Below are 16,884 nucleotides of genomic sequence, written 5' to 3'. Positions count from 1 at the left end.
AGGGCCAGCGAGCGCTAGTTAGCGCCAGAACGGCTTGCTCAGCTCTTCGTAACGCTGTGCTTCGCTAATCCCGGCATCAGCCAGAAGACGCGAGTCCAGGCGAGCCAATTGATGGCGGCTGGAGATGCGGCGCTGCCACAACATCAGGTTGGCAAGTACGCGCAAAGGCATGGAAGCCTGGGTGTTTACAGAGTTGCTTTCGCTGAACAGTTCGGAACTGAGTGTACGTTCCATGGTGACATCCTTCCGCTTGTGGCGGCATTGGCTAGTGGTTTAACTGATGCCAATGATCCTCCTCTTTGTCCAGGGTCTCTAGATACAGTTCATCTGTATTGCAATGGGCCAGTTAACTGTTTAAGAGGGCTGTACGGCTAGAAATGAGCGCAACTGTACCTGTGCGCACTTTAATGGTGCGAAATTGGCAAAAATGGTAGGGGAAGTGTGTTTCAGGGAGAGAAATTGACCAGTACAGCAGTACAGTTTTTGAAATTACAGGTATAAAAAAGCCGCTGACGAAACAGTTTTCGGTCAGCGGCTGTCTAGCTCGCGTGTTACGGCAACATTTTCCCGGTTTCTTCCAGGTTGATATGCCAGCTCAGGGCTTCACGCAGGATGTGCGGTGTGTGACCGCCAATTGCGCAGGCCTTGGTGAAGTAGTCATTCAGGGCTTCACGGAAGTCAGGGTGCACACAGTTGTCGATAATCACGCGTGCGCGCTCACGCGGAGCCAGACCGCGCAAATCAGCCAGGCCTTGCTCGGTGACGAGGATGTCGACGTCGTGCTCGGTGTGGTCGACGTGGCTGACCATTGGCACCACGCTGGAGATTGCCCCGGCCTTGGCAATCGATTTGGTAACGAAGATCGCCAGATGCGCGTTGCGGGCGAAGTCGCCTGAACCGCCGATGCCGTTCATCATCCGTGTGCCACAGACGTGCGTGGAGTTAACGTTGCCGTAGATGTCGAATTCCAGCGCGGTATTAATCCCGATGATGCCCAGGCGGCGAACCACTTCAGGGTGGTTGGAGATCTCTTGCGGGCGCAGCACCAACTTGTCCTTGTAGCGCTCCAGGTTGCCGAACACGTCCGAGTTGCGACGTTCCGACAAGGTGATGGAGCTGCCCGAAGCGAAGGTCATCTTGCCCGCGTCGATCAGGTCAAAGGTCGAGTCCTGAAGTACTTCGGAGTACATGGTCAGGTCTTCGAACGGCGAGTCGATCAGGCCGCACATCACGGCGTTGGCGATGTTACCGATACCGGCTTGCAGCGGGCCGAGCTTGTTGGTCATGCGCCCGGCTTCAACTTCCTGTTTGAGGAAATTGATCAGGTGAAAGGCGATACCGTCGGTTTCGCTGTCCGGCTCGGACACGGTGGACGGCGAGTCCGGCTTGTTGGTGATCACGATAGCGACGATTTTTTCCGGCGGGATCGGGATCGCGGTGCTGCCGATACGATCGTCGACTTTCACCAGCGGAATCGGCGTACGCGTCGGGCGGTAGGTCGGGATATAGATGTCGTGCAAACCTTCCAGGTTCGGGTTATGCGCCATGTTGATCTCGATGATCACCTGTTTGGCGAAAATCGCGAAGCTGGCGGAGTTGCCCACGGAGGTCGTCGGAACAATATGACCTTGCTCGGTAATAGCGACGGCTTCGATAACTGCAATGTCGGGTAGCTTGAGCTGATTGTTGCGCAGTTGCTCAACGGTTTCGGACAAATGCTGGTCGATAAACATCACTTCGCCGGCGTTGATCGCCTTGCGCAGGGTGCTGTCTACCTGAAATGGCATGCGGCGGGCCAGTACACCGGCTTCGGTCAATTGCTTGTCGAGGTCGTTACCCAGGCTGGCGCCGGTCATCAGGGTGATTTTAAGTGGCGACTTTTTAGCCCGCTCGGCCAGGGCCTGCGGGACGGCTTTGGCTTCACCGGCACGGGTAAAACCGCTCATGCCGACGGTCATGCCGTCTTGGATAAGGGCGGCGGCATCTTCGGCGCTCATGACCTTATCGTGCAGGGAGTTCAGGCGAATACGTTCACGGTACATGGATTGTTATCTCGGGCAACGGAAGCAAGAGGCGCAGTCTATTCATTTTCAGAGCCTTTCGTCCCGCTACCATGGTCGAATGCCAGAGGCCGATTTAGAGCCTTTGGTCGGGTTCCTTGGAAAAAGAAAAACCCCGGCCATTACCGCGCCGGGGTTCTCGATATTGCGATGATGCGGGATGTTACTCGACGGCTTTGACCATATCTTCAATAACTTTTTTGGCGTCGCCGAAGACCATCATGGTTTTATCCAGATAAAACAGTTCGTTATCCAGACCTGCATAGCCACTGGCCATTGAGCGTTTGTTAACGATGACGGTTTTGGCTTTATAAGCTTCGAGGATCGGCATGCCTGCAATTGGCGATTTCGGATCGTTCTTGGCTGCGGGGTTGACCACGTCGTTGGCGCCCAGCACCAGCACTACGTCAGCTTGGCCAAACTCGGAGTTGATGTCTTCCATCTCGAACACTTGGTCGTAAGGCACTTCGGCCTCGGCCAGCAGCACGTTCATATGGCCAGGCATGCGACCTGCAACCGGGTGAATCGCATACTTCACGGTTACGCCGCGATGGGTCAGCTTTTCGGTCAGCTCTTTGAGCGCATGTTGTGCCCGTGCTACCGCCAGGCCATAGCCCGGAACAATGATCACGGTGTCGGCGTTCATCAGCAGGAAGGTGGCATCGTCAGCCGAGCCGGATTTAACCGGACGAGCTTCTTGTGCGCCCGCCGGGCCGCCAGTGTCAGTTGCGCCACCAAAGCCGCCGAGGATCACGTTGAAGAACGAACGGTTCATCGCCTTGCACATGATGTACGACAGGATCGCACCCGAAGAACCTACCAGCGAACCGGCGATGATCAGCATCGAGTTGTTCAGTGAGAAACCGATACCGGCTGCAGCCCAACCTGAGTAGCTATTAAGCATCGATACCACGACCGGCATGTCAGCGCCGCCAATCGGGATGATGATCAGCACACCCAGCACAAACGCCAGAGCCAGCATCAGCGCGAAGGCGTTGAGGTTGCCGGTCAGCATAAAGGTGATGCCCAGGCCCAACGTAGCCAGGCCCAGTACCAGGTTCAGCTTGTGTTGGCCGCTGAACTGTACCGGTGCTCCCTGAAACAGGCGGAACTTGTACTTGCCCGAGAGTTTGCCGAAGGCGATCACTGAGCCGGAGAAGGTGATTGCACCAATGGCCGCGCCCAGGAACAGTTCCAGACGGTTGCCCGCAGGGATGGCGTCGCCCAGGTGTTTGACGATGCCCAGCGACTGCGGTTCGACCACGGCCGCGATCGCAATGAATACCGCCGCGAGGCCAATCATGCTGTGCATGAAAGCCACCAGCTCAGGCATTTTGGTCATTTCGACGCGTTTGGCCATGATCGAGCCAGCGGTGCCGCCGACCAGCAGGCCGACAATCACATAGCCAATACCGGCGGTGGCGATCTCGGCGCCCAACTTGTAGATCAGGCCGACGGTGGTAATGATCGCCAGACCCATGCCGAGCATGCCGAACAGGTTGCCGCGACGTGAGGTAGTGGGGTGTGACAGACCTTTGAGGGCCTGAATAAAGCAAATGGATGCAACCAGATACAGAACAGTGACCAGGTTCATGCTCATGGCTTGCGCACCTCTTCTTTGGCTTTAGGTGCTTTCTTCTTGAACATTTCCAGCATGCGCCGGGTGACCAAAAATCCACCGAATACGTTTACGGCAGCCAGCGCGACCGCCAATGTGCCCATGGTTTTACCCAGTGGGGTAACAGTCAGTGCGGCGGCGAGCATGGCGCCCACGATGACAATCGCCGAAATGGCGTTGGTAACGGCCATGAGTGGAGTGTGCAGCGCCGGGGTAACGTTCCAGACCACGTGATAGCCCACATAAATGGCCAGCGCGAAGATGATCAGGTTGTAGATACCGGGGGAGATGAGTTCTTCCATTATTTTTATCCTCAGCCGTTTTTGCGCACGACTTGACCGTCGCGGCACATTAGGCACGCGGCGACGATGTCGTCTTCAAGGTTGATCTGGAACTGCCCTTCGGGGGTGAAGACCAGCTTGAGGAAGTCCAGCAGGTTGCGGGCGTAAAGCGCCGAGGCGTCAGCGGCAACCATGGCGGGCAGGTTGGTGTGGCCGACGATGGTCACGCCATGTTCAACCACCACTTGGTCGGCGACGGTCAGCGGGCAGTTGCCGCCCTGGGCAGCAGCCAGGTCGATGACCACCGAGCCTGGTTTCATCTGGGCCACGGTTTCAGCGCTGAGCAGAACAGGCGCTTTACGGCCCGGGATCAGGGCGGTGGTGATCACGATATCCGCCTGCTTGGCGCGTTCGTGAACGGCCAAGGCCTGGCGCTGCATCCAGCTTGCTGGCATCGGGCGGGCATAACCGCCTACGCCAACGGCGCATTCGCGTTCTTCGTCGGTTTCGTAAGGTACGTCGACAAATTTGGCGCCCAGGGATTCGATCTGCTCTTTAACCGCAGGTCGCACATCGGAGGCTTCGATTACTGCACCCAAACGCTTGGCGGTGGCAATGGCCTGCAAGCCGGCAACACCAGCGCCCAGAATCAACACGCGAGCGGCTTTAACGGTCCCGGCGGCAGTCATCAGCATCGGCATAAAGCGCGGATAGTGGTGAGCCGCGACGAGGACGGCTTTATAGCCAGCAATGTTGGCTTGGGATGACAGCACATCAAGACTTTGCGCACGAGAGGTTCGTGGAGCAGCTTCGAGAGAGAAGGCAGTGATCCCACGCTCGGCCAGTTTGGCAATGGTTTCATTGCTGAACGGGTTAAGCATACCAATCAGCACGGTGCCGGTTTTGATCAGGGCCAGTTCGCTATCGCTGGGAGCGACAACCTTGAGAATCAGCTCTGCGCCGAAAGCATCTGTAGCGTTGCCAATAGTCGCGCCGGCGGCTTCATAAGCACTGTCGATAACACTGGCATTAATGCCAGCGCCGCTTTGAACAGTCACTTTATGGCCTTGGCCGATCAGCTTCTTGATGGTTTCCGGGGTTGCAGCAACCCGCGTTTCACCCGTATGGGTCTCGAGAGGAACACCAATGTGCACGTCATATCTCCTGCGTGATCTTTTATAAGAAAGCCAGCGCACTACGGATGGTGCGACTGGGGCGGCCGATCAGCACGATCCCACCAAAGTATGGGTGGGGCGGGGCATTCTGCTGGCAATTTTTTTGCCCTTCAAGGACTTATGGAGGATGACGAGATCTAAACTACAAGTCATGCAGTGACCGAATGTCGCAACGCTTGGCTACACGCCTTTAAAAACGTGGCTTTCAGGAGATTTACCTGTTTTTTGAGTTTTTTTCACATTTCTTTTGGTTATCGCTGCATAACTTTGAGAAATACCCTGCAGGCCGCGTGGTTACTGGCCTTCAGGTTTGTCCAGTTAGACCAAAGTACAGAGTGTTTAAAAGCGACATTTCCTTATATATGTAGTGCTATTTCTTTAGGCACTACATAGTTTGTCTGGACGATGCGGTGCATTAAATCAGGCTGTATCCCTTGGCCTGCGTGATCAGCCAGTCCTGGAAAGCTTGCAGTGAAGCTGATTCAATTTTTCGTTCAGGGATCATCAGGTAGTAAGCCTTGGTGCTGGACAGGGCGCAATCATTGGCAATCACCAGGCGTTTTTCGGCCAGTTCGCGCTGAATCAGGAAGGGCGGGATCAGGGCTACTCCCATTTCATGCATGGCGGCCTGGGCCAGCATCGAGAACAGTTCGTAACGTGGGCCGGTCATGTCTCGTGGCACATTCATGTCCTGGGCGTTAAACCATTGGCGCCAGGCGTAGGGGCGGGTGGTTTGTTGCAGTAGGGGCAGTTCTGCGAGCGCTTGAGGGCTGAGGTTCTGCTGTGCGCCTAATAATGCGGGGCTACACACGGGGACCGGGTTTTCGCCCATCAGGCGGTAGGACGATGTGCCGGACCAATCGGCATCGCCGAAATAGATGGCGGCATCAAAATCGGTATCGGCAAACAGGAAGGGGCGTGTGCGGTTGGTCAGGTTTACTGTGACGTCCGGGTGTTGTTGCTGGAAGTCCTTGAGGCGAGGTAATAGCCATTGCGTGCCGAAAGTGGGCACTACGGCCAGCTCAATCACGTTGGCACCTTGTTGGCCCATGACGGACAGCGTATCCCGTTCTACGGCATCCAACTGGGTGGCAATGCGCCGGCTGTAGGAAAGCCCTGCTTCAGTCAGCTTTACGCCGCGCTTGGAGCGTCGGAAGAGTTCTACACTCAAGAACTCTTCCAGGCCGGCAATCTGTCGGCAAATAGCCCCTTGAGTGAGGGATAGCTCATGTGCTGCCTTGGTAAAGCTTTCGTGACGTGCAGCGGTCTCGAAGCTGATGAGAGCTGTTGTACTAGGGATCTTGCGGCGCATGTACGGCTTCCTCACTAAATACAGTCAGAAATGGCTTTCTTGAGGGCTACGGAGTGAGAAATTATCACAAGATGGTGTCGAATCCTCGTTTGTCCTTCTATATAGAAGGGGCCTAGGATTGGCCCACGATATTTGACCTATTACACGAGGGTTCTCTCATGGCGGGTAAAGCAAGCTTCAACTGGATTGATCCACTGTTGCTGGATCAGCAGCTCACTGAAGAAGAGCGCATGGTGCGCGACAGTGCTGAGCAATTCGCTCAGGACAAGTTGGCGCCGCGTGTGCTTGAGGCTTTCCGTAATGAGAAGACTGACCCTGCGATCTTTCGCGAAATGGGCGAAACCGGTCTGCTGGGTGCAATGATTCCTGAGCAGTACGGTGGTAGTGGCCTTAACTACGTCAGCTACGGCCTGATTGCGCGTGAGGTTGAGCGTGTCGACTCAGGTTATCGCTCGATGATGAGTGTGCAGTCGTCTCTGGTAATGGTGCCGATCAATGAGTTCGGTACTGAGGCGCAAAAGCAAAAGTATCTACCCAAGCTGGCGTCTGGCGAGTGGATTGGCTGTTTTGGTCTGACAGAGCCTAATCATGGTTCTGATCCAGGCGCGATGATCACTCGTGCCCGTTCGGTAGATGGCGGCTACAGCCTGACGGGTAGCAAGATGTGGATCACCAACAGTCCTATCGCTGATGTATTTGTGGTGTGGGCCAAGGACGATGAAGGCGACATTCGTGGCTTTGTTCTGGAAAAAGGCTGGAAGGGTCTGACTACGCCTACGATTCACGGCAAGGTTGGCTTGCGTGCTTCCATTACAGGTGAAATCGTTATGGATAACGTGTTTGTGCCGCAAGAGAACATCTTTCCGGATGTGCGCGGCCTGAAAGGTCCTTTTACCTGCCTTAACTCTGCTCGTTATGGCATCTCCTGGGGTGCGCTTGGTGCCGCTGAGTTTTGCTGGCACACGGCGCGTCAGTACACCCTGGATCGTCATCAGTTTGGTCGGCCTTTGGCGGCAACTCAGTTGATCCAGAAAAAGCTGGCTGATATGCAGACCGAGATTACGTTGGCTCTGCAGGGTTGCCTGCGTCTGGGGCGGATGAAGGACGAAGGTACTGCGGCTGTTGAGATTACTTCAATCATGAAGCGCAACTCATGCGGCAAGTCCTTGGATATCGCACGTATGGCTCGCGACATGCTGGGCGGTAACGGTATCTCGGATGAGTTCGGGGTAGCTCGTCATCTGGTCAATCTGGAAGTTGTTAACACCTATGAAGGCACGCATGACGTGCATGCCTTGATCCTTGGTCGTGCGCAGACTGGTCTTCAGGCGTTCTATTAACAGGAGCTCGGCTCATGGGTGCTTTATCGCATTTGCGGGTGTTGGATTTGTCTCGTGTGCTGGCGGGGCCGTGGGCGGGGCAGATACTGGCGGACCTGGGGGCTGAGGTGATCAAGGTTGAGCGCCCGGGTAATGGTGATGACACTCGTGCCTGGGGGCCGCCCTTCCTTAAAGATGCCTATGGCGAGAGTACCGGGGAGGCTGCCTATTACTTGTCGGCCAACCGCAACAAGCAATCGGTAACTATTGATTTCACCAAGCCTGAGGGGCAGCAGCTGGTTCGTGAGCTGGCGGCCAAGTCCGACATTCTGATCGAGAACTTCAAGGTGGGTGGTCTGCAAGCTTACGGCTTGGACTACGCGTCGCTAAAGGCATTGAATCCCGATTTGATCTACTGCTCGATTACAGGGTTCGGTCAAACCGGTCCCTATGCCAAGCGGGCAGGTTATGACTTCATGGTTCAGGGCTTGGGCGGTCTGATGAGTCTGACCGGGCGGCCAGAGGGTGAGGAGGGCGCAGGTCCGGTAAAGGTTGGAGTTGCGCTCACGGACATTTTGACCGGGCTCTACTCCACGGTCGCGATTCTGGCAGCTCTTGCACATCGTCAGCATGACGGCGGTGGTCAGCATATTGATATGGCGCTGTTGGATGTGCAGGTGGCCTGCCTGGCGAATCAGGCGATGAACTATCTAACTACAGGTGTTGCCCCTCAGCGTCTGGGCAATGCTCATCCGAATATTGTGCCTTATCAGGATTTTCCGACGGCAGATGGTGACTTCATCCTTACCGTGGGGAATGACAGCCAGTTCCGCAAGTTTGCAGAGGTGGCAGGTCGGTCTGAGTGGGTGGATGATCCGCGCTTTGCTACCAACAAACTGCGTGTCGCTAATCGCGGGGTGCTGGTGCCGCTTATCAGGCAGGCGACGGTGTTCAAGACCACGGCTGAGTGGGTAGCGCAGCTGGAGGCGGTTGGTGTTCCCTGTGGGCCGATCAATGACCTGGCTCAGGTGTTTGCTGATCCTCAGGTACAGGCTCGGGGGCTGGCGATGCAGTTGCCCCATGCGTTGGCGGGACTGGTGCCGCAAGTGGCCAGCCCTATCCGGTTGTCCGAAACGCCGGTGGAGTACCGTAATGCCCCTCCTTTGTTGGGTGAGCATACTCAGCAGGTGTTGGAGCGGGTGTTGGGGATGCAGGCGGGTGCGGTGCAGGCTTTGCGGTTGTCGGGTGTGTTGTAGCTATATAGAGGGGTGCGCCAGCACCCCTCTATATAGGTGTAATTTGGGGGCTTTCGGACTAATTGATAGTTTTGCTCAATTAAGCCTTGACCTAAAATTGTAACGGCCTATAATTCGCCCACTTCCGGCGCAGTCGAAACGGAAAACTCCTTGAGTTTCAATGAGTTGGATTGGTTTTCGACAGTGTCAGCTTCAAGTCATCGAAGCAGGAAATGAGGTGTTGACAGCAGCGTGTAACGCTGTAGAATTCGCCTCCCGCTAACGAGAGATCGAAAGCGCAAGTGGTTGATGTTACAGAGGAAACTTTGAAAACATCTTAAAATAACCGCTTGACAGCAACAGAGGCTGCTGTAGAATGCGCGCCTCGGTTCAGCGAAAGCTAACCAACCGCTCTTTAACAACTGAATCAAGCAATTCGTGTGGGTGCTTGTGGAGTCAGACTGATAGTCAACAAGATTATCAGCATCACAAGTTACTCCGCGAGAAATCAAAGATGTAACCAACGATTGCTGAGCCAAGTTTAGGGTTTCTTAAAAACCCAAAGATGTTTGAACTGAAGAGTTTGATCATGGCTCAGATTGAACGCTGGCGGCAGGCCTAACACATGCAAGTCGAGCGGTAGAGAGAAGCTTGCTTCTCTTGAGAGCGGCGGACGGGTGAGTAATACCTAGGAATCTGCCTGATAGTGGGGGATAACGTTCGGAAACGGACGCTAATACCGCATACGTCCTACGGGAGAAAGCAGGGGACCTTCGGGCCTTGCGCTATCAGATGAGCCTAGGTCGGATTAGCTAGTTGGTGAGGTAATGGCTCACCAAGGCTACGATCCGTAACTGGTCTGAGAGGATGATCAGTCACACTGGAACTGAGACACGGTCCAGACTCCTACGGGAGGCAGCAGTGGGGAATATTGGACAATGGGCGAAAGCCTGATCCAGCCATGCCGCGTGTGTGAAGAAGGTCTTCGGATTGTAAAGCACTTTAAGTTGGGAGGAAGGGCAGTTACCTAATACGTGACTGTCTTGACGTTACCGACAGAATAAGCACCGGCTAACTCTGTGCCAGCAGCCGCGGTAATACAGAGGGTGCAAGCGTTAATCGGAATTACTGGGCGTAAAGCGCGCGTAGGTGGTTTGTTAAGTTGAATGTGAAATCCCCGGGCTCAACCTGGGAACTGCATCCAAAACTGGCAAGCTAGAGTATGGTAGAGGGTAGTGGAATTTCCTGTGTAGCGGTGAAATGCGTAGATATAGGAAGGAACACCAGTGGCGAAGGCGACTACCTGGACTGATACTGACACTGAGGTGCGAAAGCGTGGGGAGCAAACAGGATTAGATACCCTGGTAGTCCACGCCGTAAACGATGTCAACTAGCCGTTGGGAGTCTTGAACTCTTAGTGGCGCAGCTAACGCATTAAGTTGACCGCCTGGGGAGTACGGCCGCAAGGTTAAAACTCAAATGAATTGACGGGGGCCCGCACAAGCGGTGGAGCATGTGGTTTAATTCGAAGCAACGCGAAGAACCTTACCAGGCCTTGACATCCAATGAACTTTCTAGAGATAGATTGGTGCCTTCGGGAACATTGAGACAGGTGCTGCATGGCTGTCGTCAGCTCGTGTCGTGAGATGTTGGGTTAAGTCCCGTAACGAGCGCAACCCTTGTCCTTAGTTACCAGCACGTAATGGTGGGCACTCTAAGGAGACTGCCGGTGACAAACCGGAGGAAGGTGGGGATGACGTCAAGTCATCATGGCCCTTACGGCCTGGGCTACACACGTGCTACAATGGTCGGTACAAAGGGTTGCCAAGCCGCGAGGTGGAGCTAATCCCATAAAACCGATCGTAGTCCGGATCGCAGTCTGCAACTCGACTGCGTGAAGTCGGAATCGCTAGTAATCGTGAATCAGAATGTCACGGTGAATACGTTCCCGGGCCTTGTACACACCGCCCGTCACACCATGGGAGTGGGTTGCACCAGAAGTAGCTAGTCTAACCTTCGGGAGGACGGTTACCACGGTGTGATTCATGACTGGGGTGAAGTCGTAACAAGGTAGCCGTAGGGGAACCTGCGGCTGGATCACCTCCTTAATCGACGACATCAGCTGCTCCATAAGTTCCCACACGAATTGCTTGATTCACTGTAAAAGACGGTAGAAGCCACTTAAGTTGTACGGCTTCTCTATCGTAAAGCTTAGAAATGAACATTTTCTCGAAAGAGAGTGAATGTTGATTTCTGATCTTTTGATTAGATCGTTCTTTAAAAATTTGGGTATGTAATAGAAAGTTAGACTGGATAACACTTTCACTGGTGTTTATTCAGGCTAAGGTAAAATTTGTGAATGAGTTCTTAATTGAACATGCGAATTTTCGGCGAATGTCGTCTTCATAGTATAACCAGATTGCTTGGGGTTATATGGTCAAGTGAAGAAGCGCATACGGTGGATGCCTTGGCAGTCAGAGGCGATGAAAGACGTGGTAGCCTGCGAAAAGCTTCGGGGAGTCGGCAAACAGACTTTGATCCGGAGATGTCTGAATGGGGGAACCCACCTAACATAAGTTAGGTATCTTAAGCTGAATACATAGGCTTAAGAAGCGAACCAGGGGAACTGAAACATCTAAGTACCCTGAGGAAAAGAAATCAACCGAGATTCCCTTAGTAGTGGCGAGCGAACGGGGACCAGCCCTTAAGCTGTATTGATGTTAGCGGAACGCTCTGGAAAGTGCGGCCATAGTGGGTGATAGCCCTGTACGCGAAAACATCTTTACAGTGAAATCGAGTAGGACGGAGCACGAGAAACTTTGTCTGAATATGGGGGGACCATCCTCCAAGGCTAAATACTACTGACTGACCGATAGTGAACTAGTACCGTGAGGGAAAGGCGAAAAGAACCCCGGAGAGGGGAGTGAAATAGATCCTGAAACCGTATGCGTACAAGCAGTGGGAGCCTACTTTGTTGGGTGACTGCGTACCTTTTGTATAATGGGTCAGCGACTTATTTTCAGTGGCAAGCTTAACCGAATAGGGGAGGCGTAGCGAAAGCGAGTCTTAATAGGGCGTCTAGTCGCTGGGAATAGACCCGAAACCGGGCGATCTATCCATGGGCAGGTTGAAGGTTGGGTAACACTAACTGGAGGACCGAACCGACTACCGTTGAAAAGTTAGCGGATGACCTGTGGATCGGAGTGAAAGGCTAATCAAGCTCGGAGATAGCTGGTTCTCCTCGAAAGCTATTTAGGTAGCGCCTCATGTATCACTGTAGGGGGTAGAGCACTGTTTCGGCTAGGGGGTCATCCCGACTTACCAAACCGATGCAAACTCCGAATACCTACAAGTGCCGAGCATGGGAGACACACGGCGGGTGCTAACGTCCGTCGTGAAAAGGGAAACAACCCAGACCGTCAGCTAAGGTCCCAAAGTTATGGTTAAGTGGGAAACGATGTGGGAAGGCTTAGACAGCTAGGAGGTTGGCTTAGAAGCAGCCACCCTTTAAAGAAAGCGTAATAGCTCACTAGTCGAGTCGGCCTGCGCGGAAGATTTAACGGGGCTCAAACCATACACCGAAGCTACGGGTATCACTTAGGTGATGCGGTAGAGGAGCGTTCTGTAAGCCTGTGAAGGTGAGTTGAGAAGCTTGCTGGAGGTATCAGAAGTGCGAATGCTGACATGAGTAACGATAATGGGTGTGAAAAACACCCACGCCGAAAGACCAAGGTTTCCTGCGCAACGTTAATCGACGCAGGGTTAGTCGGTCCCTAAGGCGAGGCTGAAAAGCGTAGTCGATGGAAAACAGGTTAATATTCCTGTACTTCTGGTTATTGCGATGGAGGGACGGAGAAGGCTAGGCCAGCTTGGCGTTGGTTGTCCAAGTTTAAGGTGGTAGGCTGGAATCTTAGGTAAATCCGGGATTCTAAGGCCGAGAGCTGATGACGAGTTGTCTTTTAGACAACGAAGTGGTTGATGCCATGCTTCCAAGAAAAGCTTCTAAGCTTCAGGTAACCAGGAACCGTACCCCAAACCGACACAGGTGGTTGGGTAGAGAATACCAAGGCGCTTGAGAGAACTCGGGTGAAGGAACTAGGCAAAATGGCACCGTAACTTCGGGAGAAGGTGCGCCGGTGAGGGTGAAGCATTTACTGCGTAAGCCCACGCCGGTCGAAGATACCAGGCCGCTGCGACTGTTTATTAAAAACACAGCACTCTGCAAACACGAAAGTGGACGTATAGGGTGTGACGCCTGCCCGGTGCCGGAAGGTTAATTGATGGGGTTAGCTAACGCGAAGCTCTTGATCGAAGCCCCGGTAAACGGCGGCCGTAACTATAACGGTCCTAAGGTAGCGAAATTCCTTGTCGGGTAAGTTCCGACCTGCACGAATGGCGTAACGATGGCGGCGCTGTCTCCACCCGAGACTCAGTGAAATTGAAATCGCTGTGAAGATGCAGTGTATCCGCGGCTAGACGGAAAGACCCCGTGAACCTTTACTATAGCTTTGCACTGGACTTTGAATTTGCTTGTGTAGGATAGGTGGGAGGCTTTGAAGTGTGGACGCCAGTCTGCATGGAGCCAACCTTGAAATACCACCCTGGCAACTTTGAGGTTCTAACTCAGGTCCGTTATCCGGATCGAGGACAGTGTATGGTGGGTAGTTTGACTGGGGCGGTCTCCTCCTAAAGAGTAACGGAGGAGTACGAAGGTGCGCTCAGACCGGTCGGAAATCGGTCGTAGAGTATAAAGGCAAAAGCGCGCTTGACTGCGAGACAGACACGTCGAGCAGGTACGAAAGTAGGTCTTAGTGATCCGGTGGTTCTGTATGGAAGGGCCATCGCTCAACGGATAAAAGGTACTCCGGGGATAACAGGCTGATACCGCCCAAGAGTTCATATCGACGGCGGTGTTTGGCACCTCGATGTCGGCTCATCACATCCTGGGGCTGAAGCCGGTCCCAAGGGTATGGCTGTTCGCCATTTAAAGTGGTACGCGAGCTGGGTTTAGAACGTCGTGAGACAGTTCGGTCCCTATCTGCCGTGGACGTTTGAGATTTGAGAGGGGCTGCTCCTAGTACGAGAGGACCGGAGTGGACGAACCTCTGGTGTTCCGGTTGTCACGCCAGTGGCATTGCCGGGTAGCTATGTTCGGGAAAGATAACCGCTGAAAGCATCTAAGCGGGAAACTTGCCTCAAGATGAGATCTCACTGGAACCTTGAGTTCCCTAAAGGGCCGTCGAAGACTACGACGTTGATAGGTTGGGTGTGTAAGCGCTGTGAGGCGTTGAGCTAACCAATACTAATTGCCCGTGAGGCTTGACCATATAACACCCAAGCAATTTGCGCCCTTGAACACAAGAGCCTGCAAGTTGCGGTGTGTGAAGACGATACAAACCGAAAGTTTGCGATTCACAAAACACCACTCTATTACATACCCATTCGCTGGAGCGTGAGCCGAAAGGCAAACGACCTGGCTACCGAATTTCTTGACGACCATAGAGCATTGGAACCACCTGATCCCATCCCGAACTCAGTAGTGAAACGATGCATCGCCGATGGTAGTGTGGGGTTTCCCCATGTGAGAGTAGGTCATCGTCAAGATTAAATTCCAAAATCCCTGTCTGCTCACGCAGTCGGGGATTTTGTTTTTGTATAAGTACAAGCTTTGTAAAAAGCGTGTGCTGTTAACCAGGCCATTTGCCTGGCTAACAAGTAGATTGAACGTAGCAGGAAATAAGGTGTTGACAGCAGCGTGTAACGCTGTAGAATTCGCCTCCCGCTAACGAGAGATCGAAAGCGCAAGTGGTTGATGTTACAGAGGAAACTTTGAAAACATCTTAAATAACCGCTTGACAGCAACAGAGGCTGCTGTAGAATGCGCGCCTCGGTTCAGCGAAAGCTAACCAACCGCTCTTTAACAACTGAATCAAGCAATTCGTGTGGGTGCTTGTGGAGTCAGACTGATAGTCAACAAGATTATCAGCATCACAAGTTACTCCGCGAGAAATCAAAGATGTAACCAACGATTGCTGAGCCAAGTTTAGGGTTTCTTAAAAACCCAAAGATGTTTGAACTGAAGAGTTTGATCATGGCTCAGATTGAACGCTGGCGGCAGGCCTAACACATGCAAGTCGAGCGGTAGAGAGAAGCTTGCTTCTCTTGAGAGCGGCGGACGGGTGAGTAATACCTAGGAATCTGCCTGATAGTGGGGGATAACGTTCGGAAACGGACGCTAATACCGCATACGTCCTACGGGAGAAAGCAGGGGACCTTCGGGCCTTGCGCTATCAGATGAGCCTAGGTCGGATTAGCTAGTTGGTGAGGTAATGGCTCACCAAGGCTACGATCCGTAACTGGTCTGAGAGGATGATCAGTCACACTGGAACTGAGACACGGTCCAGACTCCTACGGGAGGCAGCAGTGGGGAATATTGGACAATGGGCGAAAGCCTGATCCAGCCATGCCGCGTGTGTGAAGAAGGTCTTCGGATTGTAAAGCACTTTAAGTTGGGAGGAAGGGCAGTTACCTAATACGTGACTGTCTTGACGTTACCGACAGAATAAGCACCGGCTAACTCTGTGCCAGCAGCCGCGGTAATACAGAGGGTGCAAGCGTTAATCGGAATTACTGGGCGTAAAGCGCGCGTAGGTGGTTTGTTAAGTTGAATGTGAAATCCCCGGGCTCAACCTGGGAACTGCATCCAAAACTGGCAAGCTAGAGTATGGTAGAGGGTAGTGGAATTTCCTGTGTAGCGGTGAAATGCGTAGATATAGGAAGGAACACCAGTGGCGAAGGCGACTACCTGGACTGATACTGACACTGAGGTGCGAAAGCGTGGGGAGCAAACAGGATTAGATACCCTGGTAGTCCACGCCGTAAACGATGTCAACTAGCCGTTGGGAGTCTTGAACTCTTAGTGGCGCAGCTAACGCATTAAGTTGACCGCCTGGGGAGTACGGCCGCAAGGTTAAAACTCAAATGAATTGACGGGGGCCCGCACAAGCGGTGGAGCATGTGGTTTAATTCGAAGCAACGCGAAGAACCTTACCAGGCCTTGACATCCAATGAACTTTCTAGAGATAGATTGGTGCCTTCGGGAACATTGAGACAGGTGCTGCATGGCTGTCGTCAGCTCGTGTCGTGAGATGTTGGGTTAAGTCCCGTAACGAGCGCAACCCTTGTCCTTAGTTACCAGCACGTAATGGTGGGCACTCTAAGGAGACTGCCGGTGACAAACCGGAGGAAGGTGGGGATGACGTCAAGTCATCATGGCCCTTACGGCCTGGGCTACACACGTGCTACAATGGTCGGTACAAAGGGTTGCCAAGCCGCGAGGTGGAGCTAATCCCATAAAACCGATCGTAGTCCGGATCGCAGTCTGCAACTCGACTGCGTGAAGTCGGAATCGCTAGTAATCGTGAATCAGAATGTCACGGTGAATACGTTCCCGGGCCTTGTACACACCGCCCGTCACACCATGGGAGTGGGTTGCACCAGAAGTAGCTAGTCTAACCTTCGGGAGGACGGTTACCACGGTGTGATTCATGACTGGGGTGAAGTCGTAACAAGGTAGCCGTAGGGGAACCTGCGGCTGGATCACCTCCTTAATCGACGACATCAGCTGCTCCATAAGTTCCCACACGAATTGCTTGATTCACTGTAAAAGACGGTAGAAGCCACTTAAGTTGTACGGCTTCTCTATCGTAAAGCTTAGAAATGAACATTTTCTCGAAAGAGAGTGAATGTTGATTTCTGATCTTTTGATTAGATCGTTCTTTAAAAATTTGGGTATGTAATAGAAAGTTAGACTGGATAACACTTTCACTGGTGTTTATTCAGGCTAAGGTAAAATTTGTGAATGAGTTCTTAATTGAACATGCG

The 16,884-nt window shown here is 53.2% G+C and carries 8 protein-coding genes and 4 rRNA genes; 6 read left to right on the top strand and 6 right to left on the bottom strand.

The genetic code is table 11. From position 1 onward, the window contains the following. Positions 1–18 precede the first annotated feature (18 nt). From U5A05_RS23835 to U5A05_RS23810, 6 genes are all read right to left on the bottom strand, one after another. Positions 19–234: a DUF1127 domain-containing protein gene (locus U5A05_RS23835; protein ID WP_019826986.1), complete on the bottom strand. Its 216-nt coding sequence runs from the start codon at positions 232–234 to the stop codon at positions 19–21. Between the two features lie 317 nt (positions 235–551). After that, positions 552–2,042 (bottom strand): acetyl-CoA hydrolase/transferase family protein, encoded by a 1,491-nt coding sequence (locus U5A05_RS23830; RefSeq protein WP_261740267.1) that lies wholly within the window; start codon positions 2,040–2,042, stop codon positions 552–554. Between the two features lie 181 nt (positions 2,043–2,223). Further along, complete coding sequence (locus U5A05_RS23825) at positions 2,224–3,660, bottom strand: NAD(P)(+) transhydrogenase (Re/Si-specific) subunit beta (RefSeq protein ID WP_261740266.1); 1,437 nt, start codon at positions 3,658–3,660, stop codon at positions 2,224–2,226. Further along, positions 3,657–3,980: an NAD(P) transhydrogenase subunit alpha part 2 gene (locus U5A05_RS23820; RefSeq protein ID WP_261740265.1), complete on the bottom strand. Its 324-nt coding sequence runs from the start codon at positions 3,978–3,980 to the stop codon at positions 3,657–3,659. The genes U5A05_RS23825 and U5A05_RS23820 overlap by 4 nt, the downstream gene beginning before the upstream one ends. 11 nt (positions 3,981–3,991) lie before the next feature. Continuing rightward, positions 3,992–5,113: a Re/Si-specific NAD(P)(+) transhydrogenase subunit alpha gene (locus tag U5A05_RS23815; RefSeq protein WP_261740264.1), complete on the bottom strand. Its 1,122-nt coding sequence runs from the start codon at positions 5,111–5,113 to the stop codon at positions 3,992–3,994. 436 nt (positions 5,114–5,549) lie between these two features. Beyond that, a complete protein-coding gene (locus U5A05_RS23810; protein ID WP_261740263.1) occupies positions 5,550–6,446 on the bottom strand; it encodes a LysR family transcriptional regulator in 897 nt (298 codons plus the stop codon). A gap of 158 nt (positions 6,447–6,604) precedes the next feature. Between U5A05_RS23810 and U5A05_RS23805 the strand changes: the two genes are divergently transcribed. The 6 genes from U5A05_RS23805 to U5A05_RS23780 all read left to right on the top strand — a co-directional run bounded on the left by U5A05_RS23805 (position 6,605) and on the right by U5A05_RS23780 (position 16,610). Continuing rightward, entirely contained in the window at positions 6,605–7,786 is a 1,182-nt protein-coding gene (locus U5A05_RS23805) for an acyl-CoA dehydrogenase (RefSeq protein WP_261740262.1), read from the top strand. Between the two features lie 14 nt (positions 7,787–7,800). Continuing rightward, positions 7,801–9,021 (top strand): CaiB/BaiF CoA transferase family protein, encoded by a 1,221-nt coding sequence (locus tag U5A05_RS23800; RefSeq protein ID WP_261740261.1) that lies wholly within the window; start codon positions 7,801–7,803, stop codon positions 9,019–9,021. Between the two features lie 550 nt (positions 9,022–9,571). Next, positions 9,572–11,108: ribosomal RNA gene (locus U5A05_RS23795) — 16S ribosomal RNA — on the top strand. Positions 11,109–11,435: 327 nt separating this feature from the next. Next, positions 11,436–14,327, top strand: a 23S ribosomal RNA gene (locus U5A05_RS23790). Positions 14,328–14,488: 161 nt separating this feature from the next. Next, positions 14,489–14,604: ribosomal RNA gene (gene rrf, locus U5A05_RS23785) — 5S ribosomal RNA — on the top strand. A gap of 469 nt (positions 14,605–15,073) precedes the next feature. After that, positions 15,074–16,610: ribosomal RNA gene (locus U5A05_RS23780) — 16S ribosomal RNA — on the top strand. The 16S, 23S and 5S rRNA genes sit together here, the layout of an rRNA operon. Positions 16,611–16,884: the final 274 nt, after the last annotated feature.

Origin of the sequence: Pseudomonas kulmbachensis (genome assembly GCF_963681935.1) — a bacterium.
In the GTDB taxonomy this organism is placed as follows: Bacteria; Pseudomonadota; Gammaproteobacteria; order Pseudomonadales; family Pseudomonadaceae; genus Aquipseudomonas; species Aquipseudomonas kulmbachensis.
This window is presented reverse-complemented; position numbering and strand designations above follow the sequence as displayed.

What these genes read in the sequence shown, in the direction of transcription:
- U5A05_RS23820 (WP_261740265.1), bottom strand. Translation starts at nt 3,980, where the DNA reads ATGGAAGAACTCATCTCCCCCGGTATCTACAACCTGATCATCTTCGCG.
- U5A05_RS23805 (WP_261740262.1), top strand. Translation starts at nt 6,605, where the DNA reads ATGGCGGGTAAAGCAAGCTTCAACTGGATTGATCCACTGTTGCTGGAT.
- U5A05_RS23810 (WP_261740263.1), bottom strand. Translation starts at nt 6,446, where the DNA reads ATGCGCCGCAAGATCCCTAGTACAACAGCTCTCATCAGCTTCGAGACC.
- U5A05_RS23835 (WP_019826986.1), bottom strand. Translation starts at nt 234, where the DNA reads ATGGAACGTACACTCAGTTCCGAACTGTTCAGCGAAAGCAACTCTGTA.
- U5A05_RS23800 (WP_261740261.1), top strand. Translation starts at nt 7,801, where the DNA reads ATGGGTGCTTTATCGCATTTGCGGGTGTTGGATTTGTCTCGTGTGCTG.
- U5A05_RS23825 (WP_261740266.1), bottom strand. Translation starts at nt 3,660, where the DNA reads ATGAGCATGAACCTGGTCACTGTTCTGTATCTGGTTGCATCCATTTGC.
- U5A05_RS23830 (WP_261740267.1), bottom strand. Translation starts at nt 2,042, where the DNA reads ATGTACCGTGAACGTATTCGCCTGAACTCCCTGCACGATAAGGTCATG.